Consider the following 23,183-nt stretch of genomic DNA (forward strand, 5'->3'; position numbering starts at 1 on the left):
GGCGAACCTCCCAAAAAAAGTGTCTATCACCTATTTCTGGAAGAAATTTCTTTTTCCTGCAAAATTAAAATAAAAGGAGGTTATAACCTCCTTTTTTATAAATTAATCAATTTTAAAAGGCAATAAAGCCATATTTCTAGCTCTCTTAATTGCCTTAGTTATATCACGTTGGTGCTTAGCACAGTTACCTGTAATTCTTCTAGGTAGTACTTTTCCCCGGTCAGTAATATATTTTTTTAAAGTCTTTAAGTCTTTATAATCAACTCCATCTAAACCTTTTGCACAAAATTCACAAGACTTTCGACGTCCCATAACGTCACCTCCTTATAGATCTTCGCTTTTACTAAAACGGAACATCTATATCTTCTTCCGCACTAGATTGTCCTTGATTGTTGTTTTGATTATTATTATTGTTGTTGTTATTTGAATACTCTAAAAACTGCACACTATTTGCAACAATTTCAGTTACTCTACGCCGTTGCCCTTCATTATTCTCATAAGACCTAATCTGCAATCTACCTTCTGCCGCCGCTAAACGACCTTTAGATAAGTAGTTAGCACAGTTTTCTGCCTGCTTTCTCCAAACAACAATATCAATAAAGTCGGTGTCATATTCTCCATTTTGATTTCTAAAGTTACGTTCAACAGCTAATGTAAAATTACATACAGCCGTTCCACTTGGAGTATATCGCAATTCAGGGTCATCAGTTAACCTACCAATTAATATAACTTTATTTAGCAATCAAAACACCACCTACTATTTATTCATCTCTTAAGACAATATATCTCATAACATTATCATTAATTTTATAATTTCTCTTTAATTCATTAACAGTTGCCGGAGTTCCCTCAAAATTAACTACTGTATAATAACCAGCTTTTTGGTCATTAATCTCATAAGCTAACTCTTTTGTACCCCATTCATCTACATCAACTAATTCACCATCATTATCAGCAATTACACCAGTTAACTTCTCTACTAATGATTCAGTAGCTTCTTCTTCTAAATCAGAATTAAGAATAAACATAGTTTCATATTTTCTCATTACCTTCACCTCCCCATATGGTCATTGGCTCTAAACTAAGTTAGAGCATGGAATCAAATATTATTATAACATAGTACAAGCAGTTTGCAAAGTTTGAAGTTAAATTAAACATTAAATTTGAAGTAACAAACATCTCCATCTTTAATTATGTAATCTTTTCCTTCTAAGCGTAATGTCCCAGCATTCCTTGCACTAGCAAATGATCCTACTGCTACTAATTCTTCATAACTAATAACTTCTGCCCTAATAAAACCTCGCTCCATATCAGAATGAATTACTCCTGCGGCTTCTGGAGCGGTGGCTCCTTTATTTACTGTCCAAGCTCTAACTTCTTTCTCACCTGCTGTGAAAAAGGTAATTAAACCTAATAATTTATATCCTGCTTTAATTAATTTATCCAAACCAGATTCCTCTATTCCTAATTCTTCCAAAAATAATTCCTTTTCTGCACCTTCTAATTCAGCAATTTCAGCTTCTACACCAGCACTAACTGTAACTACTTCAGCATCTTCTTGAGCTGCTTTGTTCTCTATTTTTTCAACTAATGGAATAGAATCTTTAGTAATATCATCCTCTCCTACATTAGCAGCATATAAGACTGGTTTTAAAGTTAATAGATTTAAATCTTTAATTAACTTTTTTTCTTTATCAGATAAATCTAACATACGGGCTGGATTACCTTCTTCTAAAACTGCTTCTACTTTCTCTAATACTTCAAATTGTTCCTTATACATTTTATCGCCTGTCTTTAACATTTTTTCAGTCTTTTCTTTTTTATTAGTCACACTCTCTAAATCAGCTAAGATTAGCTCCATTTCTATAATCTCTATATCACGTAAAGGATCAACACTTCCTTCTACATGAGTGATATCATCATTTTGAAAGCAACGTACAACATGAACAATAGCATCTACTTCCCTAATATTACCTAAAAATTTATTTCCTAAACCTTCTCCTTTACTAGCCCCCTTTACCAAACCAGCAATATCAACAAATTCAATTGCTGTAGGTATTGTCTCTTGAGGATCAATTATTTCTGTTAAATTATCAAGTCTTTTATCTGGAACATCTACAATTCCCACATTAGGATCAATTGTACAGAAAGGATAATTCTCTGAATCGGCTCCTGCTTCAGTAATTGCATTAAATAAAGTAGATTTACCTACATTAGGTAGTCCTACAATTCCACATTTCATACCCATAACTTAGACCGCTCCTTTATGTTAGTTTACAGTTTATCAACTTTTTGCTTAACGCTCTTTTCAAATTTCTTGCGAGGTAGCATAATCATTCTTCCACAACCAATACATCGTACCCGAACATCAGCTCCAACTCTTAAAATCTCCCATTTATCATTACCACACGGATGTTCTTTCTTAAATTGTACCACTTCACCAACAGTAAATTCCACACTGTCACCTCCATAGCTTGTTTATTCTCCTTACAAAAGTATATAAGTAATTAGCAGAAAATGCAACCGAATTAATCATACTAATTCTTCACTCTTCTTAACAATTGTTAAGTGCTTATAGGGAATCTCAATTTCTCTTTCATCAAAATGCTCCTTAACCTGCTGCTTTATAATTCGCTCCATTTCCCAAATTTGAAAAGGGTCAACCATAGCCGTAATGCGTAAGTTAACACTTGAAGCTGCTAGCTCTTGAACTCCTAAGACAGTTGGCCCGTCTTTGATTATATTAGTATGCTCTTCTTTTACCTCTTGGCATAACTCATCTAAGATAGTAATTGCTTCTTGAATATTTTGTTGATAATCAATTGCTACATCTACTACAACTCTTCTAGCACTAGCAGTCAAGTTAGTCACTTGTTTAATACTACCATTAGGAATATTATGAATAATCCCATCAAAATCTTTTATTTTAGTGACCCTTAATCCAATCTCCTCTACAAAGCCCTCTTGACCAGCTATCTTGATATAATCTCCTAACACAAACTGTTTTTCAAAGAGGATAAAAAAGCCTGTAATTATATCTTTAACTAGACTCTGAGCACCAAAACCAACAGCCACACCAACTACTCCAGCACCAGCTATAATTGAAGTAGTCGGTACTCCTAAAACTTCGAGCGCCATAGTACCACCAATAAAATACAGAATATACCTTAAAGCACTCTTTAAAATGCTATTTAATGTTTTATTACGCTGTCTAATGTATTTATCACTTTTATTCTTGCCTTTAAAAAGTCTTTCTAAAAAGAAATAACCAAATCTTAATAATAACTTAGTGGTAATTAAAATCCCTACTAATTGTAATAAAGCTAGTCCAATTTTTATTAATAGATTTGGAGAGAAAAAGCGGGCCAACCACTCTACTAACTCTTCCATAGCTTAGCCTCCTTAATTTCCCCCTGCTTATAGAATACTCGTGGTACTCTTGGGCCAATTCTACTAATTACTTCATAATTAATAGTCCCTATTTTATCTGCTAACTCATTAGCAGATATTTCTTCTTCTCCTGCACTTCCTAACAGAGTAACTACATCACCAATTGCTGCTTGAGCTCCTGTCATATCTACCATTAATTGATCCATACAAACCCGCCCAATAACGGGGTAACGTTGGCCCTGATAAAGAATATCACCCACCCCAGATAACTTACGAGAATAGCCATCATGATAACCAAGCGGTAAAGTAGCTACTTTAGTAGTAGTAGAAGTAATATATCTTCCACCATAACTAATACTTACCCCAGCAGGAACTTCTTTAAGGTGAGCAATCCTAGCTTTCCAACTTAGTGCTGCTTTTAGTTCTATCTTATCTGCTAACTCAGGCCTGGGATACAATCCATATAATACTAGCCCCATCCTTACTAAATTATAATGACTAGCAGAATAATTAACTATCGCTGCACTATTTGCAGTATGTTTAATAGGAATTTTAATCCCTTGCTTTTCTAATTGGTTAACAACTGCCTTAAACTCATTGAGCTGTTTCTTAGTATAATCTAAATCTGTATCTGCCTTAGCAAAATGAGTAAAGATTCCTTCAATTTTCACATTGGATAGCTTAGCTATTTTTTTTATTTTTTCTATAGTTTCATCTGACCTTAAGCCAATCCGCCCCATTCCTGTATCTAAGTTTAAATGAATTTTAACCTCTTGGCCCTTCTTAGATAATTGCTCAGCTAGCTGATAAGTATAAACTGTTGGCGTTAAATCATACTTAACTACATCGGTTACTTGTTGAGAAAATGTAGTACCTAAAATTAGAATAGGAGCTTTTATATTTGCTTGGCGTAATTTAACACCTTCGTTAACTGTAGCTACTCCTAAATAATTTACCCCTCCATTTAATACTTCTTTTGCTACTTCAACTGCTCCATGACCATAGGCATTGGCCTTTACAATAGCCATTATTTTAGTATTAGAGTCTAACCGCTTATCAACCTGCTGAATATTATACTGAATTGCATCTAAATTGACTTCTACCCAACTAGGGCTAGTGACCATAATCACCACTTCCTTTATAAACTTTCTTTCCGAAAAAAACAATCATTAGTCCTGCTACTAAACTCAAGCTTATCTTTCCTAACCAAGGATAGATCAATTCTACTAAATGAGAAAAAGAAAGATTAACAACTGGTAATATAATCGCTAAAATTATAATAACCAATTTACCTCTACTTAAATTTATAATCGACTTAATTCTCTCTGTTAAACCATATAAGTTACAACTAGCTGTGGTAATCATAGCACACCACAATACTACACCATAAATATAATGAAACTCAACTTTATACTTACTTACTAACTCTAACATTGGCATTTCACTACCAGCTATATCGTCAAAAAAATAATACAAATTATAACCAATTAATAAAGCAATTAATCCTAAGATGATACCTCCTGTAAAAATTCCTAATATCATTTCCTGCTTCTTTATTTTAGTAGTCAAGGGTAATAAAACAACTATCCCTAATACTGTATTATATCCTGCATAAACAAAAGAAGAAACTATCGCCGGCATGCTTAAAGAAAATTGCTCTAAGCTAAGCCCAAAATTATTATTTAAATTGATTACTACCACTAAGCTAATTAAAATTAAAATTGGTGTAAATAAACTATTTAACTTCATTATTCCATTTAATCCATAATAATTAGCTATTGCTATAATAATTAGAGTAATTATTAAACCTAAATTTATCTCCAAGGTAAAGAAATAATTAAAGATTTCTTTACAACCAGCTAACATAACAATTAAACTCCCTAATAAAAATAAAGTTAAGAATATATCGGCTAATAAACCAAGAAAGCTACCTCCTAATTGGTAAAATAAACTTTGGTAATCAGGTAGCTCTAAGTCATATCCAATTAACACAATACTACTACCTAATATTATAAATAGCAATCCAGCTAAAATAATCCCTGATAAACCACTGGTACCATATGTAATAAAAAACTGTAATATCTCTTGTCCTGAAGCAAAACCAGCTCCAATAACAGCTCCAATATATGTTAGTGTTATTTGTAAATATCGATCTAATTTCATATTATCCCTCCCCCATCTAATATATATGAGGTAAGACACAAAATAAATTTAGTAAAATATTACAGTTTAAACTTGATGGATCTACATATAATAAAAAATGACAATATATTTTAGGGAGGGATTAATTTGAAAGGAAATAGGCAAATGTATTGTCAACATTGTGGTATGTCTCTAACTGAATTTAAATTTATCTTTGCAGACCAACCTGTCTGTCAACAATGTTACCTTAGTCTCCAAAATACATCTTCTACAACATTTGATCGCCAGGAATTATTATCTCGAGATCGAGTACATATTGATGATCCCTTAGCAATTTCCAATCTAAAGAAGATTATTAATAGGCAATTAGAACTAAAATATCATTCTTCCACCCAAAAACTAATCGTAACCTGTGTGGGAACTGATCGCTCTACTGGAGATGCTCTTGGCCCGTTAGTAGGATCAAAACTAACAAATTTTCGCTTAAATAATAAAGTTGATATCTTCGGAACTCTAGAAGCTCCAGTTCACGCTACTAATTTGGAAGAAAAAATAGAGGTAATCCAGCGAACGTATAATAATCCTTTTATTATTGCCATTGACGCTGGATTAGGAAAGAATAAAAGTGTTGGTTCAATTAGCGTTAAACACGGTCCTTTACGCCCTGGTTCAGGAGTTAACAAAGATTTACCTGAAATAGGAAATCTACATATTACTGGTTTAGTTAATGTATCAGGATATATGGAATACTTTGTCTTACAAAGCACAAGATTAAATATAGTATTTAAAATGGCTAAAATAATCTCCTATGCTTTAGCTAAAAGCTTAAGATAGTTTCTATAATTCCATTTTCATTTTAAAATGGTCAATTCCAGCTTCTTTAATTACCTGATTAGAAGCAATTTCAAAATCATGTTTTAAATAAAATTCCTTAGCCTGGAGCTGAGAATGTAATATTAGTTTTTTAAAATTATTACTTTGAGCAAAATCTATAACTTCTGTTATTAATTTACTACCTACGCCTTGTTTACGATACTTAGATTTAATAGCCATTCTCTCCAATTTAGCAACTTGTGAGTTTGATTTCATTAGTCGACAAGTACCAATTAATTGACCATTATTCTCTACTATAAAATGAATTGCTTCTTGATCATTACCATCAACTTCTAAATCTAATGGTACTCCTTGTTCTGCAACAAAAACCTCTTTTCTTAAATTTAAGGCTCTATCTAAATCCCCTTCTGAGTTAATAACCTTAACTTTCATCTTCTTCATCCTCTAATGAAGTATCCTCTTCATAACTTTCTTCAGTTGCATTAAGGTTAGATTGTGCCAAGTTAGCTGTACTACTTCCTTCAAAAACACCTCCATCGTGAATAACTAAATTGGAAATGCTAATATCTCCACTTAATTTTCCTGTACTTATAATTTCTAATTTATCTTCTGCTTTAATATTCCCCTTTACTGTACCAGCAATTACTACATTATTACCGGTAATATCAGCTTCTAAATTACCTTCTTTCCCAATAAACACATCACCTTCTGCAATTAATTTCCCGTATAATTGACCATCAATCCTAATTGACTCTGATACTGCTATCTCTCCTTCAATAGCAGTCCCTTGACTAATAACAGTCCCTACATTATTCTTGTCATCATTATTTTTATTAAACATTAATAGATCCCCCATATTTAATATAATCTCTTAAATTTAAACATTTTACATTAACTATTGAAATCAATAATTTTTCTAATCTTATAATCTTCTTTCTTAAGCTGATTTAGCACTTTGTTAATCTTTTCAGTTTCATTAGAAATTTCAATTAACTCATTATATAAATATTGATTATTTGATATTAGTTCTTTGTTTTTTTCTTTAAATAATATTAAATTATCAATTCTTTCTAAAGAGTTATTATAACTATAATAATAATAACATAAAGAACCTACTAAAGCTATTAATCCGATTAATAAACAACTAATAATTATTTTAACTATTTTTTTAGACAAACCAACCTTAAATATATCACGGGAAACATGAGGAATAATTTGAAAAGTATATTCTTTTCTTTGCTTTTCAGAAAACATTTCTTCCTCCTTTCCTTTTATAAATACTCATATAACTTTTTATTATGTATTAATTCAAACTAAAGTCACTAGTATAACATTTATAAAAACAGCAGGTAATAAATTACCTACTTTAATATTAGTTAATTCTAATATGTTAAAAGCAATCCCAATAATTAACAACCCTCCAGTTGCTGTCATTTCATTTACCACAGTTGGGGTTAAAATCCCTTTTAATGAACTAGCTAATAAAGTAATTGAACCTTGATAAATAAGAACAGAAAAAGCAGATAAAATAACCCCTATCCCTAACGTAGAAGAGAAAGCAATCGCAGAAAAACCATCTAATAATGATTTAGCATATAAAGTAGCTGGATTATTCTGTAATCCATCCTGAATAGCCCCCATAATTGCCATTGCACCAATACAATAAATCAAGCTACACTGTACAAAACCTGTTACAATTTCCCCCTTTTGACCAGAAGTTTTTTCTAACCAGATGCCTATCTGTTCTAATTTAGTCTCTATTTTTAGTAATTCCCCAATTATCCCTCCAATTACCAGACTAAATATAACTAAAATAATTTGATTAGCTTTTAAAGCCATCTGTAATCCTATTAATAAAACAGCTAAACTTAACCCTTGCATTACTACATCTTTAATAGAATCAGTTAATTTATCTCCTAAAAACCTTCCTAAAGTACCACCTATAATAATTGCAATAGTATTTACTATAGTCCCCGTCATTATATCACCATTCCTTATCTTACATATTCCTTATCTTGGCTTGAATTCCTGCTAAATAATATCACCTATAATAAATGATAACGATAATCATTGATTAACAAAGAAAGGCTCTATTCCTCTTAAATTAAAGAATAGAGCCTTGTTATAAGCCTATATTTCTTTCGGTAACTTGACGATCTTAGTACAATGATTATTGTACCTTAGACTCATAGCTTTGCGACCTTATCTTTCGATAAGTGTGCCATTTTCGAGGATTTTCTATATTTGATTGCTTATTACAATAATACTAGATAATATTTTATTTTCCTTCTTCAATAAAGTATTATTTTTAATCTTTACAATTTAGCAGCTATTTCTTTACTAACTCTTATTACCTCTTCCAATTCATCTAAGGTGTTAAAATAGCCTAAACTAAATCTAACTGTGCCTCTTTGAAAAGTACCTAAACTTCTATGGGCCAAGGGTGCACAATGCAGACCAGTTCTAACTGCTATATCAAAAGCCTTATCTAAGATATAGCCTAGCTCACCAGAATCTTCAGCTCCAAAGTTAACTGATAATAAAGGAGCTTGCTTGTTTATATTAGTTGGCCCGTATAAAGTAATTTCTGGTATCTCTTTTAATTTGCTGATTAAATAATCTAATAATTCCTCTTCATGCTGTCTAATACTATCCAAACCTTCCTCTAAAATAAACTCTATCCCAGCCTTCAAACCAGCTAAACCAACCGTATTAGCTGTTCCACTCTCGTATCTATCCGGACAAATCCGGGGTTGATAAATATCTTCGGAATTACTACCGGTTCCTCCCGATAATAATGGTTTAAGTTCTATACTATTATTTAAATAGAGCCCCCCCGTACCTGGCGGGCCAAATAAAGACTTATGTCCAGTAAAGGCTAACATATCAATCTTCATCTCTTGAACATCCAAAGGATAGACCCCTGCTGTCTGAGCTGCATCAACTAAAAATTTGATATCCTTTTCTTCTAATAACTCCCCAATCTCTTTTATAGGTAATAAAAAACCTGTTACATTTGATGCATGAGTTACAGCTACTAACTTAGTATTTTGCTGTAGACTAGCTTCAATCTGCTCTAGCTTAATCTGACCTGAATTATCTGCTTCAACAATTGTTACCTCAATCTCTGGTTCAAATTCCTTAAGTGGTCGTAAGATAGAGTTATGGGCCAAGCTAGTCGTAACCACATGATCTCCTGCTTCTAGATAACCTTGCAGGGCTAAATTTAAAGCTTCTGTGGCATTCTTAGTTAGAATAATCTCTTGGCTACGATGAGCATTGAAAAATTTAGCTAATAAATTTCTTGTCTGCCAGACTAGCTCACCAGCCTGAGCAGCCATTTTATGTCCAGCCCGACCTGGATTTGCTGCTTTATGGCGCATAAATTGATCCATCGTTTGATAGACTACTTCTGGTTTGGGCCAACTTGTCGCTGCATTATCAAGATAAATCATTTTCATTATCCTCTTTTCTATTCCTTATTCTTCCCATATTTCTTTAGCAGTTGGAAATGGTGCTAAAGCTCGGTCTAAAATGCCATGCACATGAGCAATTAACATCCCATAATTAATAACTGGAATATTTAAACTATTAGCCTTCTTTAAACGATATAAAATTTCCTTTCTATTAGTCATACAACCACCACACTGCACAATCAAATCATATTGTTCAATATTATTAGGAAATTCTCGTCCGGCTACATGATCAAATTCTAATTCACCACCTACAAAATCTTCAATCCAATTAGGAATCTTGACTGTCCCTATATCCTCAGCAGTTCGATGGTGAGTACAAGACTCAGCTACTAAAACTTTATCTCCCGGGTTTAATGCTTCAATCCCTTTAACACCTTTAGTATAAATCTCTAAATCACCTTTATAACGAGCAAAAAGAATAGAGAAGCCAGTCAACTTAATTTCCTCTGGTACATCAGCAGATACTCCGTTAAAAGCTTGTGAATCGGTTACTACAATCTCCGGTTCCGACTTAAGTTCTGTTAATGCTTCTTCTAGTTCAGTATCTTTAACAACCATTGCTTGAGCATCACTATCTAATACATCACGTAAAGTCTGCATCTGAGGCAAAATCAAACGCCCCTTAGGTGCAGCACTATCTATAGGCACTACCAAAACAACTGTATCTTGAGGGTTAATTAAGTCCCCAATAATATGTGGCTCTTCAAACTCAGTTGGAGCAGCAAAGACAATCTCTTTCTTTAATTTTTCAATTCCAGTCTCTTCAGTAGCACTAACAGTTATTAATTTGAGTCCTAATTCTTTCATTAACTCTTTTTTATCTATTTTGTCTAGCTTATCTGCTTTATTAATTACTCCTACTACAGGAATCTCTCTATCTTCTACTTCTTGTAATAGTTCCTTTTCATAATCAGCAACGCCTTGTTCAGGATCCACTACTAATACTGCTAAATCAGTTCGACTTAAGACTTCTTTTGTCTTCTTAACTCGTAACTTACCTAATTCACCTGTATCATCAATTCCTGCTGTATCAATCATTGTTACTGGTCCTAAAGGAAGTAACTCCATTGATTTATAAACAGGATCAGTAGTAGTTCCTGCTACATCAGAAACAACAGCCAACTCTTGATTAGTTAAAGCATTGATCAAGCTTGATTTCCCAGCATTTCTGCGCCCTAAAATAGCAATATGAACCCGATTAGCCTGTGGTGTTTTCTGCATTTATCTCACTCCTATCTATTCGCTTAAGTTGGTCTAGATTAATATAAGGTGGTATCTTCCGATCAGCTTCCAAGATAGACTGAATAGCAAAATCCAAATCAACCATATTCTTGTTGCTATAAATCTGATAGTTTTCCTGTAGTGCCGGTGGAGTCATAATCAACATAATTACATTGGCCCCGGCCTTTAATCCTTCTGTCTGGCCATCCTCAGTTAAAGAAGCTAAAGCAGTAGTTGAAGGTATAAAGACATTTTGACAGACCAAACGCATAACTGCTACTACCTTTAGGGATAATAAAAAGTCTCCCGCAGAATAATCTTGATATGGGGTTCCATCAGCTGGCAAGAATGGGCCAACCCCTATCATATGAATCCCATACTTCTTCTGAAATAAAATATCTTGAGCTAAGTTTTCTATAGTCTGATTAGGAAGACCAATCATTCCTCCAGAACCAGTAATATAACCTAGCTCCTTTAGCCATTTAGTATGTTGTCTTCGTATCTCATAATCATCATCAGGATTAATCTGATCAAATAAACAACGATTAGCTGCTTCTATCTTCAGTAAGTAGTTATTGGCCCCAGCTTCTCTAAAAATCTTATACTCTTCATAGGATCTTTCACCTAGACTAAGAGTAATATTCATGCCAAACTCCTCTTTAATCCGCTCTATGATACTAACAATCTTATCCGTAGTATACCAAGGGTCCTCGCCAGACTGGAGAATAACAGTTTTTATTCCTAATTCATTTATCTCTGCTACTCCCTCTAAAATCTCATCTTCAGTCATCCTGTATCGTTTTACATCATTATCACGACGCAGACCACAATAGTTGCAGTTTTTAGTACAATAATTAGAAAACTCAATTGCCGCCCGAATATCAACCATATCACTGACCATTTCTTGTCTCATTCTATTTGCAGATTCAAATAATGCCTCTAATTCATCATCACTTTCAGCTTCCAAAAGAGTAATTACTTCTGACTTAGATAATACTTCATCCTGGGCCACTCTACTTAAAGTCTTTTTAAACTTATCTCTTAAATCAAGTTCTAATAAATCTTGCCAATCTTCTCTTCTATCCTTTTTCTCAATTGGATAAATATCTTCCCATTCAATACCAGTAGCTTGGTTAAGTAGTTGCTCTACTTTATGCTCCTGCTCTCTACTAAACCGAATAGCTGTAGTACAAGCTGACCCAATCCCTTGTGGTGTAGGAACCAACTCAGTCTTAATCCTACCTTCTTTTAATCTCTGATTAGCTTCTAACATATGATGAGTAGAAGCACAAACTAGAACTGACTGCTGATTACTTGCTTCATCTAAAAATTTATCACGTAAAGCCATTTTAGCACCTGCTTTCAACTTCTAAATTTGTATCTGAAATTACACAGTTGCACTTCTCAATCAGGCATTGTGTGGCTTTTTCCTTAAATAGTTTTTGTTCATTTCATTCCAGGTAAAATGAGATAAATCAAATCATAGATTTGCTTATTCATATCTCATTTACCTTTCATTCAAACCATATGAACAAAAACTATAAGACAGTCCAAAAGCTCCACAATACCTTTAATAATTACTGGAGAGGGTTTCGCAACGACTTTTAAATTTTTCATTAATGAGTCTTAGTGAACTGGAATAAAAATAAGGTTTGGGTTAGCTAATCATCTATTTTTGATTAGCTTAACCTTATTTTTATGGAAGTAAGCTTAGACGAATTTTGAGAAATTTATCTAGTGAGAAATCCTCTCTCAGCAATCTAAAAGTTAAACTATATATCAATTAAATTTAATTCTAATCTAAAAAATATTGCTTAAATAAACTTATCAGTTCTTCTTTCTTCTCTTTAATATTCTGTCCTAGTAACACATAATCTGAATTCTCAACTATTACCTCTGGAGAAGTAAACTGTTCTTCTCCAACTTTGAAAATATGCTCTACTCTTTTACCATACTTTCTAGCTAGCCAAACCTTCATCTTAGCTTTATCTACTATATTACTTACATCTGTTTTAAAAGTATAAATCTCGTTCTCCATCTTCAACCCGCCTTAACTTACCTTCTAATTCCTCTTTGATTTCTTGGTTATTAACTTCAGCCATCTTATTAGCAATCAATTCTTCACCATCTTTTCTAGTCTCCTCAGTTGCATAATCCTCTAAATATTCCTTAAAAGTTAAGATAGCATTAGGAGTACAATACCGTTTGATAAAACCTGGGATAGCAAATTCCATAAAATGTTCTCCAGTTCTACCAAGCCGATAACAAGCTGTACAAAAAGAAGGTAATTTACCATTACCAACCTGTTCATGAATTACTTCTTCTAAAGAACGGGTATCACCAATCTTAAATTGTTCTCGGTTTAAATCCTGTTCTTCATCCTTTTCAGTATAACCATTCATCTCAATTCTAGTTCCGGCATCAATCTGAGAAACACCTAGTTCAATTACCTCACGTCTAATTTCAGCTTCTTCTCTAGCTGTTAAGATCAAACCAGTATAAGGCACTGCCAAACGTAAGATAGCTACTAGTTTCTTAAATTCATCATCATCGACTAAATATTCTTCATCAATATCCATATTAGTAGCTTCTTTTAAACGAGGAAAAGAAATAGTATGCGGGCCAACTCCATACTTCTCTTCTAAGTGAATAGTATGCTCTAATAAGCCTAGAACTTCATATTTCCAGTCATACAATCCAAATAAGGCCCCAATACCTACATCATCAATTCCCGCCTCCATAGCTCTATCTAAGCCCGTCAGACGCCATTTGAAATCAGACTTTGGTCCGGAAGGATGAACTTGCTGATAAGTATCATGGTGATATGTCTCTTGAAATATTTGATAGGTTCCAATTCCTACTTCCTTTAATTTCTTATATCCTGCAACCTCAAGTGGAGCAGCATTGATATTAACTCGTCTAATTTCGCCTTTATCCTGTTTAGTCTGATATACTGTTTTAACAGTATCAGCAATAAAATCGGCATCATAATCAGGATGTTCTCCATAGACTAAAATAGATCTCTTTTGCCCTCTAGATTCTAAAGCTTTAATCTGTTGAGCTAAGTCCTGATGAGTTAATGTACAACGATCAACTTCATCATTAGAAGCTTTAAATCCACAGTACTTACAATTATTAATACACTTATTCCCTACATAAAGCGGAGCAAATAAAACAATTCGATCTCCATAAACCTTATCTTTTAGTTCCTTGGCCCCAGCAAAAATCTTTTCTACTAAGGCTGGTTTCTTGGCCTGAAGTAAGATAGCAGTCTCTTCTAGATTCAAACGTTTCTTATTTAATGATTTATTAATAATACGTTCTATTTCCTCTGCTGTTGGTTCTACCATATCTAAAATCCGTTCTAACTTAGCATCTTCTATAAAATCATAACTCATTTTATCACCTCTAATTTTTAATTTCTAATTACAAAACAAAAAGACTTACCCCAAAGGATAAGTCTTAGTCTACTATACCTAAAGCTTATACCTCTGGATGAGCAGGTTCCCCCTTTCATTAAGAGTTATAAATCGATGTTATTGTCCTCCCTCTAAAGCAGGATTACCTCCCACTTTATTAGGAATCTTTATTTAATAAGTATTCAATTACTAAACTCATTATAACACTCTTCCTTGATCTAGTGCAAACTACTATTACCGATTCTTTCGGAAAAAATAGTGGAAGAGTACTGACTTTCCGATAAACACCGAAAATGTAGGATAATTATTTAGTAATCTTAAATTCAGTTACAGCAATTAACTCCTGATCCACATAGAGATAAATTTGATAGTTACCCACTTGATCAGGAATAAAAAATTGCGTCTTCGTTCGCTGAGAAAAACTAATGTAATCCCTAACAATATTTCCAGCAAATTCTTCTAAAACCAATAGGTTGATTAATTTATCTTGGCTATCAAACCACTTAACAGCTACATTATGAGCTTGCTGGTCATCAAGCCAACTTACATAATATTGAACACCTTGATTTTGGCTTAAACTAAATTTTCGTTTAACAGTAACAGGATTTCCTTGTGGATCCAAACCTTCAGTAGTTAATAAAGTACTAATTTTAACTTGGGCTGCTATAGGAGGGGAAACTAATAAAACAATTAAACAAATTAAAGCTATAACTAACTTCTTCATTTTAGTCCTCCTTTTACAAAGGCTTTTTCTTAGGTTGACCTGCCTGTCTAGGATATTCAACAGGAGTAGAAGAAACTTTATCTATAATCGCCAACCTTCTCTCAGCTTCACTAAAAGGCAAGGTGATCTCCTTTACTTTAAGCACTTTACCACCTAATAACTTGATTGCTTGTTCTCCATTGATAACCTCTTGTTCTACTTCAGGTCCCTTTTGAGCAATAAATTGGCCCTCTTTTTTAACAAATGGTACTACATACTCAGATAAAACATTTAAACTAGCAACTGCTCTAGCTACAGCGTAATCATACCTTTCTCGATAATCATCATTTTGCCCATAATCTTCGGCTCGGCCATGAATAAATTCTACTTTAGATAACCCTAGCTTGTAACATACCCGTTGTAAAAAACTAACTCTTTTTTTAGAGGCATCTAGCAAAGTAAGGGCCAAGTCTGGATAAATAATTTTTAGGGGTAAGCTAGGAAATCCAGCTCCAGTTCCTACATCAATAACTTTTTCTTTTCCTACTAAATTTATTCCCTTTACACAAGATAAAGAATCTAAAAAATGCTTAACGATAATTTCCTCCGGTTTATCTAAAGCAGTGAGATTAATCTTTTTATTCCATTTTCTTAAAACTTGCATATAATTTAAAAATTGTTCTACTTGGGATTGATTTAAATCTATCCCTAATTCTTTACTACCCTTAGTTAGTTTTTCTTTATAATCCATCATATATCACCTTGCTTTCCTTTAACTTTTTTTACACTAAGTACCTTCTTAACAATATATAATTATTGCCAACCTATAATTGTTCTAAATAAACCGTTAATACTGAAATATCAGCTGGAGAAACCCCTGAAATTCGTGATGCTTGGCCTAGAGATACTGGTCTAATTTCATCTAATTTTTCTCTAGCTTCTAAACGTAAACTTTCAATAGTATCATAATCTATATCTTGTGGGATTTTAGTATCCTCTAGTTCTCTTTGGCGCTCAATCTGCTTTAATTGTCTATTTATATACCCTTCATACTTTAGTTGGATCTCTACCTGTTCTTTTATATCAGTAGCTAGCTTAGGACGTTTAGGATCTATTGTAACTAGTGAATCATAATCCAATTCCGGTCTTCTTAATAATCGCCCTAGATTATCTTTAGTCTTTACTCTTGAACTTCCTAGTTTCTCTAAATGCTTTTGCGCATCTTCATCTGAAGAATAGATCTCTGTATTTCTTAATCGTTCTTTTTCTTCTGCAATCTTTCTTTTTTTAGTCTTAAATTTTTTATATCTTGGTTCAGATATTAGACCTAATTCATACCCTAAAGGAGTTAATCTTAAATCAGCATTATCCTGACGTAATACTAATCTATATTCAGCCCGAGAGGTTAGCATCCGATATGGTTCATTAGTCCCCTGGGTAACTAGATCATCAATTAAAACCCCAATATAAGCATCTGATCTATTTAAAATCAATGGTTCTTCACCTTGTAAAGATAAAGCAGCATTGATTGCAGCCATTAAACCCTGAGCTCCTGCTTCTTCGTAACCACTGGTTCCATTAATTTGGCCCGCTGTATATAAGTTATTAACTAATTTAGTCTCTAAAGTAGGATGTAGTAACTTAGGATCTATACAATCATATTCTATTGCATAAGCCGGTCTCATAATTTCTGCTTCTTTAAACCCTGGAATAGTATGTAACATCTCTACTTGTACATCCTCTGGTAGACTAGTAGATAGACCCGCTAAGTACATCTCATAAATATATTCACCTTCTGGCTCTAAATAAAGTTTGTGTCTATCTTTATCTGGAAATCTATCTACTTTCGTCTCTAATGAAGGACAATATCTTGGTTCTTCTCCATCAATTTCACCCGTACACATTGGAGAACGGTCTAAATTTTCCTGGATTACTTGATGAGTCTCTTGATTAGTATAGGTCTGCCAACATTCCTGCTGTGCTAAATTGTTACGAATAGTATCATTAGCAAATGAAAAAGCTACTGGCTCTTCTAATCCGGGTTGGACTGTTAATTGGTCAACATCTATTGTTCGTTTATCTACTCGAGGTGGAGTTCCTGTTTTAAATCTTCTTAATTCAAACCCTAAATCTTCTAAATTAGCTGATAAAGCATTAGCAGGAAATTGGTTATGGGGACCAGAGTTAAAAGAAGTTTCTCCAATAATAATCTCACCTTGTAAAAAGGTCCCTGTTGTTAAAATAACTTTTTGGCCCTTAAAAGTTGCTCCACTTTTTATCTTAACACCTGTCACAATTTTATCCTCTACTATTAACTCTTCAACTATACCCTGGCGTAAATCAAGTTGCTCTTGCTTTTCTAATACTTTCTTCATCTCTAGATGGTAAGTCATTTTATCCGCTTGAGCACGTAAGGCTTGAACCGCTGGCCCCTTGCCCGTATTTAACATGCGGATGTGAATGCAGGATTTATCAATATTTTTAGCCATTTCACCACCTAGAGCATCTATTTCACGAACAATATTAGTCTTAGCTGGCCCGCCAATAGCTGGATTACAAGGCATTAAAGCAATATTATCCAAATCAATGGTTATAGCTAATGTCCGATGACCCATTCTAGCACTAGCTAAAGCAGCCTCACAACCTGCATGTCCTGTCCCAACTACAATTACATCATACTCTCGCAATTATTTCCCCCCTCGATCTAACTGCTCTAAATAAATCATTAATGATGAAATATCTGCTGGAGAAACACCTGAAATCCGAGAAGCTTGGCCCAAAGATACAGGTCTGATTCTATTTAACTTCTCTCTAGCTTCAAGTCTTACATTATCCAATTTATGATAATTAATATCTTCTGGTAATTTCTTTTCCTCCATCTCTTTAAATTTCTCAACCTGTTTTAATTGTTTTTCAATATAACCGCGATATTTAGTTCGAATTTTAACCTGTTCTTCTATTTCAAGATCAATCTCTGGAACCTCATCTGATAATTTTTTTAAATCATCATAATCAACTTCAGGTCTCTGCAAAATAGTTGTCAGATTAACAGGTTTTTTTAATCCACCGCTTCCTAACTCTTTCAATACACCCCGCACTTCTTTAGTAGGGGTGATTCTAACATTATCTAAGATTTTTATTGTTGATTCAATCTTTTGCCTCTTATCTGCAACTTGTTGATAATTCTCTTTATCTAATAACCCTATTTTATACCCGGTTTCACTTAATCTTAAATCAGCATTGTCATGACGAAGTAATAATCTATATTCTGCCCGAGAAGTTAGCATTCGATAAGGTTCGCTAGTTCCCTTAGTTACTAAATCATCAATTAAAACCCCTATATAGGAATCAGAACGCTTTAAAATCAAAGGTTCCTCTTCCTTTAAAGATAGAACTGCATTAATTCCAGCCATTAGTCCTTGAGCTCCTGCTTCTTCATATCCACTAGTACCATTTATTTGTCCTGCTGTATATAAATCATTAACTACTTTATTCTCCATTGTAGGTTGTAGTTGATGGGGTGGGATATAATCATACTCAACAGCATAACCTGGCCTTACAATTTCAGCTTCTTCTAAGCCCGGCACACTTCTAATAATATCTTCCTGAAAGTCTTCTGGCATACTTGTAGTCAATCCATTTAAGTATAATTCGTTAGTATCAGCACCTTCAGGTTCTACAAAAACTTGATGGCTCTTTTTATCTGGGAAGCGCATAACTTTACGGTCAATAGATGGACAGTACCTTGGCCCTTCCCCCTCTACAATCCCAGTTGATAATGGAGAATGTTCAATATTTTCCTTAATTACTTCTTTAGTTGCTTCATTAGTTCTAGTTAACCAGCAAGGAATCTGTTCTCTCTCAGCTCGGGATTCAAAAAAGGAGAACTGTAACTTATCCTCTGATCCTGGGTGCACTCTCATTTTAGAGAAATCAACTGTATCTTTATCAATCCGGGGAGGAGTTGCAGTCTGAAATCTTTCTAATTTAATTCCGGCTTCTTTTAGGCTATCTGATAACTTAACAGCCGCAAATTCTCCTTGTCTTCCTCCAGTATACTTAACATCACCAATTATCACTTTTCCATCAAGAGAAGTTCCTGTAGTTAAAACTACCTTCTGAGCATTGTAGCTGATTCCTGTAATTGTCTTAACTCCTGTAACAGACCCCTGATTAACAATTATATCTGTTACTACTGTTTGCTTTAAATCTAAGTTATCCTGTTCTTGTAACGTCTTAGTCATTTCAACTTGATACTTATGTTTATCAGCTTGGGCTCTTAGAGCATGAACTGCTGGCCCTTTAGAAGTATTTAGCAGTTGCATGTTAACATATGTCTTATCGATATTCTTACCCATTTGTCCACCTAAAGCATCTATTTCACGAACAATATTTCCTTTAGCAGGCCCCCCAATTGATGGATTACAGGGCATTAAAGCAACATGGTCAACATTTAAAGTTAATAATAAAGTACTACAACCCATTCTAGCGCCAGCTAAAGCTGCTTCACAGCCTGCATGGCCAGCACCAATAACTATAATATCATAATCTTTCATTCTAATCCTCCTTACAAAATTTTATCCTATTTTCCTAAACAAAAATCAGCAAAAATTTGGTCTATAATATCCTCTCCAAGAGTATCACCTGTAATTTCACCTACAGCTTCTAAAGCTTCACGGAGATCAATAGTAATAAAATCATTAGGTAATCCGCGTTCAAATGTCTCCTTTACATCCAATAAACTTTGCTTGGCCCGATCTAAAGCATTCTTGTGTCTCATATTCGTAATTAAAGTTTGACTTTGTGCTTCTACATCTCCACTAAAGACTAGATCAGAAATTACTTTTTCTAATTTATCAATACCCTGATTATCAATAGCCGCCGTTTTAACTAGTGGCTTATCAGATGCAATTTCTTTTATTTCATCTATGCTAACTTCAGCTTCTAAATCTAATTTATTGGCAATTATTACTGCTTGTTTATTCTTGATAGCTGCTATTAGATCATGGTCCTCTTTAGAAAGTTCACGACTCATATCCAATACTAGTAGGATTAAATCTGCTTTATCTAAAAATTTTTCTGATCTTTCTATTCCTATCTTTTCAACTTGATCCTTTGCTTCTCTAATACCTGCTGTATCAATTATTTTAATAGGGATTCCACCAATATTAATCACTTCTTCAATAACATCTCGCGTAGTACCTGGAACTTCAGTAACAATAGCTCTTTTTTCCCTTAATAATGCATTTAATAAACTCGACTTTCCTACATTAGGTCTTCCAATAATAGCAGTTTCAATCCCCTCTTTTAATATCTTACCTCGCTTGCTAGTCTCTAATAAGTTGTCCACTTTATTTAGTACTTGATTGATTCTATTATCTAACTCATTAGATTCAAAATCATCTATTTCATCCTCAGGAAAATCAATCGTTGCTTCTAAATGGGCCAACAAAGAGACTAAATCCTGTCGAATATCATTTACTTTCTTTGCTAGTCCACCCTCCAAATGATCAAGAGCAACCTCCATATTCGCTTCAGTTTTAGATCGAATTAAATCAATTACTGCTTCTGCTTGAGATAAATCCATCCTTCCATTCAAAAAAGCTCGTTTAGTAAATTCACCTGGCTCAGCTAATCTAGCTCCTTGCTGTAATACAACATCTAATATTTTCCTTAAAATAACAGTCCCTCCATGGCAGTCTATCTCTACTATATCCTCTGTAGTGTAAGTTTTAGGAGCTTTCATAACCAAAGTTATAACTTCATCAATTAACTGCTCCGTTTTAGGGTCAATAATATTGCCATAATGAGCTGTATAACTATCTACATCTGCTAAACTTTTATTCTGTATACTTTTAAAAATTTTATCTGCTATTTCTATTGCTTTTGGCCCACTAATTCTAACAATTCCAATTCCGCCTTCATTAACTGAAGTAGAAATAGCAGCAATTGTATCTGTTGGATACAAATAAGCCACCTCCCTTAACTAAAATACCCACTAACAAGTTTTTAATTACTTTTAATAAAATAGATATGTAAATTAAATAAGCCCAGTATTTTTAAATACTGGGCTGAAAATTAACTAGCATTAATCACTACTTTCCGATTAGGATCTTGTCCTTTACTTTGAGTAGCTACACCTGATACCTTCTGTAAAGATTTATGAATAATCTTTCTTTCATGTGGAGGCATAGGGTCTAAAGTAATCTGTCTACCTTCTTTTTTTGACTTTTTAGCTAATTTTAGTGCTAAATTTTTCAAGGTTTGCTTTCTTCTTTGTCTATAGCCCTCTGCATCCAATGCAACATGCAAATAATCTTTTTCCCCTTTATTAACTGCTAGATTAGTTAAATACTGTAATGAGTCTAATGTATTTCCACGATGACCAATAATAATTCCTAAGTCATCCCCAGAAATATTAAAAATAGCTTCATTATCACTAACCCTATTTTCAACTAATTCTACTTCAAATCCTAAATCCATCTCTTCTAATAATTCTTCTAAAAACACCAATGCTTTTTCAACCTTAGATTTTTGCTTTGTAACTTCTAATTTAGCTATTTGTCTACCAAAGATGCCTAAAAAACCATCTTTAGGCTCTTCTAAAACATCATAATTAACCTCATCTCGTTTAGCATCTAATTTTTCCAATCCTTCATCAAGGGCCTCTTCAATAGTCTCTCCTGTTACAATGACCCTCTGCATCTTAACTAGATTCCTCCTTTAACTCCATAGCAGTCGATTCTGTATATAAAAAGTATTGTTGAATAGTCATTATTAAATTAGAAGTAAACCAATACAATAAAACTCCTGAAGGTAAGCTATAACCAATAAAAACGATTAGCAAAGGCATAAATAAAAGCATTTTGTTATTTGCTGCATCATTACCAGATAATTTCTGGGTTAATAAACTTTGTCCTAGCATAGTTAAACCAGTTAAGACCACTAAAGGAAGATAAGGGTCACTTAAATCTGGCACCATAAGAAATGATTGTCCAGTTAATTCCTGCCACCCTCTTAACCCTCTAAACAAACCAAACAAAATTGGCATCTGTACTAACAAAGGTAAACATCCTGAAGCTGGATTCACCTGATGTTTTTGGTATAACTCCATTGTTTTTTGTTGAAATTCTTGTTTGTCATCGCCATATTTTTCTTTTAATTCTTCCATCTTAGGTTGTAATTCCTGCATCTTTTTCATAGAACGAGTCTGTTTAGCTACTAGTGGAAATAAAACAACTCTAACAGCTACAGTTAATGAGATAATAGCTAAACCATAGCTCCCTGTAAATCCATAAAACCAAATTAATAGACTTTGCATAAAATCTCCTAACCAGCCAAATATTCCAAGCGAAAACATTTCTAACAAAATAAAACCTCCTTAATCTACTGGGTCATAACCTCCTGGATGAAATGGATGACACTTTAATATTCGTTTAAGTGAGATCCAACTACCTTTAAACAATCCATACTTCTCTAAAGCATGAATTGAATAAGTTGAACAAGTAGGGCGAAACCGACAACTACTTCTAGGCTTTAGTGGAGAAATAAACTTTTGATATAATTTTACAAGCTTAATTAAACTTTTAGTAACTAATTTCATAAAATCACTCTTTCACTATCTTAGCTTTATGGCATAATTTATTAAAAGAATTTTCAATCTGATGATAAGAAGCATCTACAATTGGTTTTCTAGCAATTAAAACTATATCTGTTCCTGAGACTAATTGACTATTATTATGCCTATAAACCTCTCTAAATAAACGTTTTACTCTATTTCTAGTAACAGCTTTACCTATCTTTTTACTAACTGAATACCCGATCCTTCTTTGTGACTTATTATTAGCTAAAGAATATAACACTAATATACGATCAGCAACTGAATTACCATGGTTATAAACTCTTTTAAATTGATAAGTTTTTCTTAACTTACCATCTTCTTTCATGAGTGATCCTCCTTAAAACCGATTAGCCCTATAATAACTAACTTATACTCTA

Annotated in this window: 27 protein-coding genes and 1 riboswitch; of the genes, 1 reads left to right on the forward strand and 26 read right to left on the reverse strand. The window is 33.5% G+C overall.

What is annotated here, in order from left to right; translation table 11 throughout:
• Positions 1-102 precede the first annotated feature (102 nt).
• The 8 genes from rpsR to HALHA_RS12800 all read right to left on the reverse strand — a co-directional run bounded on the left by rpsR (position 103) and on the right by HALHA_RS12800 (position 5,553).
• Positions 103-312, reverse strand: coding sequence for a 30S ribosomal protein S18 (rpsR, locus tag HALHA_RS12765; protein WP_015328191.1), 210 nt, complete (start codon positions 310-312; stop codon positions 103-105).
• A 31-nt stretch (positions 313-343) separates the two neighbouring features.
• On the reverse strand, positions 344-742 hold the full coding sequence (locus tag HALHA_RS12770) for a single-stranded DNA-binding protein (RefSeq protein WP_015328192.1): 399 nt from the start codon (positions 740-742) through the stop codon (positions 344-346).
• A 19-nt stretch (positions 743-761) separates the two neighbouring features.
• Entirely contained in the window at positions 762-1,046 is a 285-nt protein-coding gene (rpsF, locus tag HALHA_RS12775) for a 30S ribosomal protein S6 (RefSeq protein WP_015328193.1), read from the reverse strand.
• Positions 1,047-1,150: 104 nt separating this feature from the next.
• Positions 1,151-2,248, reverse strand: coding sequence for a redox-regulated ATPase YchF (ychF, locus tag HALHA_RS12780; RefSeq protein ID WP_015328194.1), 1,098 nt, complete (start codon positions 2,246-2,248; stop codon positions 1,151-1,153).
• 26 nt (positions 2,249-2,274) lie between these two features.
• Positions 2,275-2,457, reverse strand: coding sequence for a DUF951 domain-containing protein (locus tag HALHA_RS12785; RefSeq protein WP_015328195.1), 183 nt, complete (start codon positions 2,455-2,457; stop codon positions 2,275-2,277).
• Positions 2,458-2,532: 75 nt separating this feature from the next.
• A complete protein-coding gene (locus tag HALHA_RS12790; RefSeq protein ID WP_015328196.1) occupies positions 2,533-3,390 on the reverse strand; it encodes a mechanosensitive ion channel family protein in 858 nt (285 codons plus the stop codon).
• The gene (alr, locus tag HALHA_RS12795) at positions 3,378-4,514 is read right to left on the reverse strand and encodes an alanine racemase (RefSeq protein WP_015328197.1); all 1,137 of its coding nucleotides are present in this window, start codon (positions 4,512-4,514) and stop codon (positions 3,378-3,380) included. Before alr ends, HALHA_RS12790 begins: the two co-directional genes overlap by 13 nt.
• Entirely contained in the window at positions 4,504-5,553 is a 1,050-nt protein-coding gene (locus HALHA_RS12800) for a YkvI family membrane protein (RefSeq protein WP_015328198.1), read from the reverse strand. The genes alr and HALHA_RS12800 overlap by 11 nt, the downstream gene beginning before the upstream one ends.
• Before the next feature lie 126 nt (positions 5,554-5,679).
• On the opposite strand from HALHA_RS12800, the gene yyaC reads away from it, so the two are divergent.
• Positions 5,680-6,366 (forward strand): spore protease YyaC, encoded by a 687-nt coding sequence (gene yyaC, locus HALHA_RS12805; protein WP_015328199.1) that lies wholly within the window; start codon positions 5,680-5,682, stop codon positions 6,364-6,366.
• A 3-nt stretch (positions 6,367-6,369) separates the two neighbouring features.
• Here the strand turns inward: yyaC and HALHA_RS12810 are convergent, their stop codons facing one another.
• From HALHA_RS12810 to rnpA, 18 genes are all read right to left on the reverse strand, one after another.
• Complete coding sequence (locus HALHA_RS12810) at positions 6,370-6,798, reverse strand: GNAT family N-acetyltransferase (protein ID WP_015328200.1); 429 nt, start codon at positions 6,796-6,798, stop codon at positions 6,370-6,372.
• Positions 6,788-7,207, reverse strand: a complete 420-nt coding sequence (locus HALHA_RS12815) for a bactofilin family protein (protein ID WP_015328201.1) — start codon at positions 7,205-7,207, stop codon at positions 6,788-6,790. The genes HALHA_RS12810 and HALHA_RS12815 overlap by 11 nt, the downstream gene beginning before the upstream one ends.
• A 50-nt stretch (positions 7,208-7,257) precedes the next feature.
• Positions 7,258-7,620 (reverse strand): hypothetical protein, encoded by a 363-nt coding sequence (locus HALHA_RS12820; protein WP_015328202.1) that lies wholly within the window; start codon positions 7,618-7,620, stop codon positions 7,258-7,260.
• Positions 7,621-7,674: 54 nt separating this feature from the next.
• Positions 7,675-8,346, reverse strand: a complete 672-nt coding sequence (locus HALHA_RS12825; protein ID WP_015328203.1) for a DUF554 domain-containing protein — start codon at positions 8,344-8,346, stop codon at positions 7,675-7,677.
• A 160-nt stretch (positions 8,347-8,506) separates the two neighbouring features.
• Positions 8,507-8,599, reverse strand: a riboswitch (cyclic di-GMP riboswitch).
• Between the two features lie 82 nt (positions 8,600-8,681).
• The gene (locus HALHA_RS12830; RefSeq protein ID WP_015328204.1) at positions 8,682-9,821 is read right to left on the reverse strand and encodes an aminotransferase class V-fold PLP-dependent enzyme; all 1,140 of its coding nucleotides are present in this window, start codon (positions 9,819-9,821) and stop codon (positions 8,682-8,684) included.
• A 24-nt stretch (positions 9,822-9,845) separates the two neighbouring features.
• On the reverse strand, positions 9,846-11,063 hold the full coding sequence (gene hydF, locus HALHA_RS12835; protein WP_015328205.1) for a [FeFe] hydrogenase H-cluster maturation GTPase HydF: 1,218 nt from the start codon (positions 11,061-11,063) through the stop codon (positions 9,846-9,848).
• Positions 11,041-12,411 carry a [FeFe] hydrogenase H-cluster radical SAM maturase HydE gene (gene hydE / locus HALHA_RS12840; RefSeq protein ID WP_015328206.1) on the reverse strand — a complete coding sequence of 457 codons (1,371 nt, stop codon included), beginning with the start codon at positions 12,409-12,411 and terminating at the stop codon, positions 11,041-11,043. Before hydE ends, hydF begins: the two co-directional genes overlap by 23 nt.
• Positions 12,412-12,858: 447 nt before the next feature.
• Positions 12,859-13,101 carry a hypothetical protein gene (locus tag HALHA_RS12845; protein WP_015328207.1) on the reverse strand — a complete coding sequence of 81 codons (243 nt, stop codon included), beginning with the start codon at positions 13,099-13,101 and terminating at the stop codon, positions 12,859-12,861.
• Positions 13,076-14,461 carry a [FeFe] hydrogenase H-cluster radical SAM maturase HydG gene (hydG, locus tag HALHA_RS12850; protein WP_015328208.1) on the reverse strand — a complete coding sequence of 462 codons (1,386 nt, stop codon included), beginning with the start codon at positions 14,459-14,461 and terminating at the stop codon, positions 13,076-13,078. The genes HALHA_RS12845 and hydG overlap by 26 nt, the downstream gene beginning before the upstream one ends.
• Before the next feature lie 325 nt (positions 14,462-14,786).
• A complete protein-coding gene (locus tag HALHA_RS12855) occupies positions 14,787-15,206 on the reverse strand; it encodes a hypothetical protein (RefSeq protein ID WP_015328209.1) in 420 nt (139 codons plus the stop codon).
• Between the two features lie 13 nt (positions 15,207-15,219).
• Positions 15,220-15,936 carry a 16S rRNA (guanine(527)-N(7))-methyltransferase RsmG gene (rsmG, locus tag HALHA_RS12860; RefSeq protein ID WP_041607888.1) on the reverse strand — a complete coding sequence of 239 codons (717 nt, stop codon included), beginning with the start codon at positions 15,934-15,936 and terminating at the stop codon, positions 15,220-15,222.
• A gap of 73 nt (positions 15,937-16,009) precedes the next feature.
• On the reverse strand, positions 16,010-17,872 hold the full coding sequence (gene mnmG, locus HALHA_RS12865; RefSeq protein WP_015328211.1) for a tRNA uridine-5-carboxymethylaminomethyl(34) synthesis enzyme MnmG: 1,863 nt from the start codon (positions 17,870-17,872) through the stop codon (positions 16,010-16,012).
• A complete protein-coding gene (gene mnmG / locus HALHA_RS12870; RefSeq protein ID WP_015328212.1) occupies positions 17,873-19,741 on the reverse strand; it encodes a tRNA uridine-5-carboxymethylaminomethyl(34) synthesis enzyme MnmG in 1,869 nt (622 codons plus the stop codon). It lies immediately after the preceding gene.
• A gap of 26 nt (positions 19,742-19,767) precedes the next feature.
• Positions 19,768-21,153, reverse strand: coding sequence for a tRNA uridine-5-carboxymethylaminomethyl(34) synthesis GTPase MnmE (mnmE, locus tag HALHA_RS12875; protein ID WP_015328213.1), 1,386 nt, complete (start codon positions 21,151-21,153; stop codon positions 19,768-19,770).
• Positions 21,154-21,263: 110 nt separating this feature from the next.
• Entirely contained in the window at positions 21,264-21,890 is a 627-nt protein-coding gene (gene jag, locus HALHA_RS12880) for an RNA-binding cell elongation regulator Jag/EloR (RefSeq protein ID WP_015328214.1), read from the reverse strand.
• A gap of 1 nt (position 21,891) precedes the next feature.
• Complete coding sequence (locus tag HALHA_RS12885) at positions 21,892-22,545, reverse strand: YidC/Oxa1 family membrane protein insertase (protein WP_041608308.1); 654 nt, start codon at positions 22,543-22,545, stop codon at positions 21,892-21,894.
• A 21-nt stretch (positions 22,546-22,566) separates the two neighbouring features.
• The gene (yidD, locus tag HALHA_RS12890; RefSeq protein WP_015328216.1) at positions 22,567-22,788 is read right to left on the reverse strand and encodes a membrane protein insertion efficiency factor YidD; all 222 of its coding nucleotides are present in this window, start codon (positions 22,786-22,788) and stop codon (positions 22,567-22,569) included.
• 4 nt (positions 22,789-22,792) lie between these two features.
• Positions 22,793-23,131: a ribonuclease P protein component gene (gene rnpA / locus HALHA_RS12895; protein ID WP_015328217.1), complete on the reverse strand. Its 339-nt coding sequence runs from the start codon at positions 23,129-23,131 to the stop codon at positions 22,793-22,795.
• Positions 23,132-23,183: the final 52 nt, after the last annotated feature.

Origin of the sequence: Halobacteroides halobius DSM 5150 (genome assembly GCF_000328625.1) — a bacterium.
Classification (GTDB): Bacteria; Bacillota; Halanaerobiia; order Halobacteroidales; family Halobacteroidaceae; genus Halobacteroides; species Halobacteroides halobius.

What these genes read in the sequence shown, in the direction of transcription:
- rpsR (WP_015328191.1), bottom strand. Translation starts at nt 312, where the DNA reads ATGGGACGTCGAAAGTCTTGTGAATTTTGTGCAAAAGGTTTAGATGGA.
- rpsF (WP_015328193.1), bottom strand. Translation starts at nt 1,046, where the DNA reads ATGAGAAAATATGAAACTATGTTTATTCTTAATTCTGATTTAGAAGAA.
- ychF (WP_015328194.1), bottom strand. Translation starts at nt 2,248, where the DNA reads ATGGGTATGAAATGTGGAATTGTAGGACTACCTAATGTAGGTAAATCT.
- HALHA_RS12790 (WP_015328196.1), bottom strand. Translation starts at nt 3,390, where the DNA reads ATGGAAGAGTTAGTAGAGTGGTTGGCCCGCTTTTTCTCTCCAAATCTA.
- alr (WP_015328197.1), bottom strand. Translation starts at nt 4,514, where the DNA reads ATGGTCACTAGCCCTAGTTGGGTAGAAGTCAATTTAGATGCAATTCAG.
- HALHA_RS12800 (WP_015328198.1), bottom strand. Translation starts at nt 5,553, where the DNA reads ATGAAATTAGATCGATATTTACAAATAACACTAACATATATTGGAGCT.
- HALHA_RS12810 (WP_015328200.1), bottom strand. Translation starts at nt 6,798, where the DNA reads ATGAAAGTTAAGGTTATTAACTCAGAAGGGGATTTAGATAGAGCCTTA.
- HALHA_RS12815 (WP_015328201.1), bottom strand. Translation starts at nt 7,207, where the DNA reads ATGTTTAATAAAAATAATGATGACAAGAATAATGTAGGGACTGTTATT.
- HALHA_RS12820 (WP_015328202.1), bottom strand. Translation starts at nt 7,620, where the DNA reads ATGTTTTCTGAAAAGCAAAGAAAAGAATATACTTTTCAAATTATTCCT.
- HALHA_RS12825 (WP_015328203.1), bottom strand. Translation starts at nt 8,346, where the DNA reads ATGACGGGGACTATAGTAAATACTATTGCAATTATTATAGGTGGTACT.
- HALHA_RS12830 (WP_015328204.1), bottom strand. Translation starts at nt 9,821, where the DNA reads ATGATTTATCTTGATAATGCAGCGACAAGTTGGCCCAAACCAGAAGTA.
- hydF (WP_015328205.1), bottom strand. Translation starts at nt 11,063, where the DNA reads ATGCAGAAAACACCACAGGCTAATCGGGTTCATATTGCTATTTTAGGG.
- hydE (WP_015328206.1), bottom strand. Translation starts at nt 12,411, where the DNA reads ATGGCTTTACGTGATAAATTTTTAGATGAAGCAAGTAATCAGCAGTCA.
- HALHA_RS12845 (WP_015328207.1), bottom strand. Translation starts at nt 13,101, where the DNA reads ATGGAGAACGAGATTTATACTTTTAAAACAGATGTAAGTAATATAGTA.
- hydG (WP_015328208.1), bottom strand. Translation starts at nt 14,461, where the DNA reads ATGAGTTATGATTTTATAGAAGATGCTAAGTTAGAACGGATTTTAGAT.
- HALHA_RS12855 (WP_015328209.1), bottom strand. Translation starts at nt 15,206, where the DNA reads ATGAAGAAGTTAGTTATAGCTTTAATTTGTTTAATTGTTTTATTAGTT.
- rsmG (WP_041607888.1), bottom strand. Translation starts at nt 15,936, where the DNA reads ATGGATTATAAAGAAAAACTAACTAAGGGTAGTAAAGAATTAGGGATA.
- mnmG (WP_015328212.1), bottom strand. Translation starts at nt 19,741, where the DNA reads ATGAAAGATTATGATATTATAGTTATTGGTGCTGGCCATGCAGGCTGT.
- jag (WP_015328214.1), bottom strand. Translation starts at nt 21,890, where the DNA reads ATGCAGAGGGTCATTGTAACAGGAGAGACTATTGAAGAGGCCCTTGAT.
- HALHA_RS12885 (WP_041608308.1), bottom strand. Translation starts at nt 22,545, where the DNA reads ATGTTTTCGCTTGGAATATTTGGCTGGTTAGGAGATTTTATGCAAAGT.
- yidD (WP_015328216.1), bottom strand. Translation starts at nt 22,788, where the DNA reads ATGAAATTAGTTACTAAAAGTTTAATTAAGCTTGTAAAATTATATCAA.
- rnpA (WP_015328217.1), bottom strand. Translation starts at nt 23,131, where the DNA reads ATGAAAGAAGATGGTAAGTTAAGAAAAACTTATCAATTTAAAAGAGTT.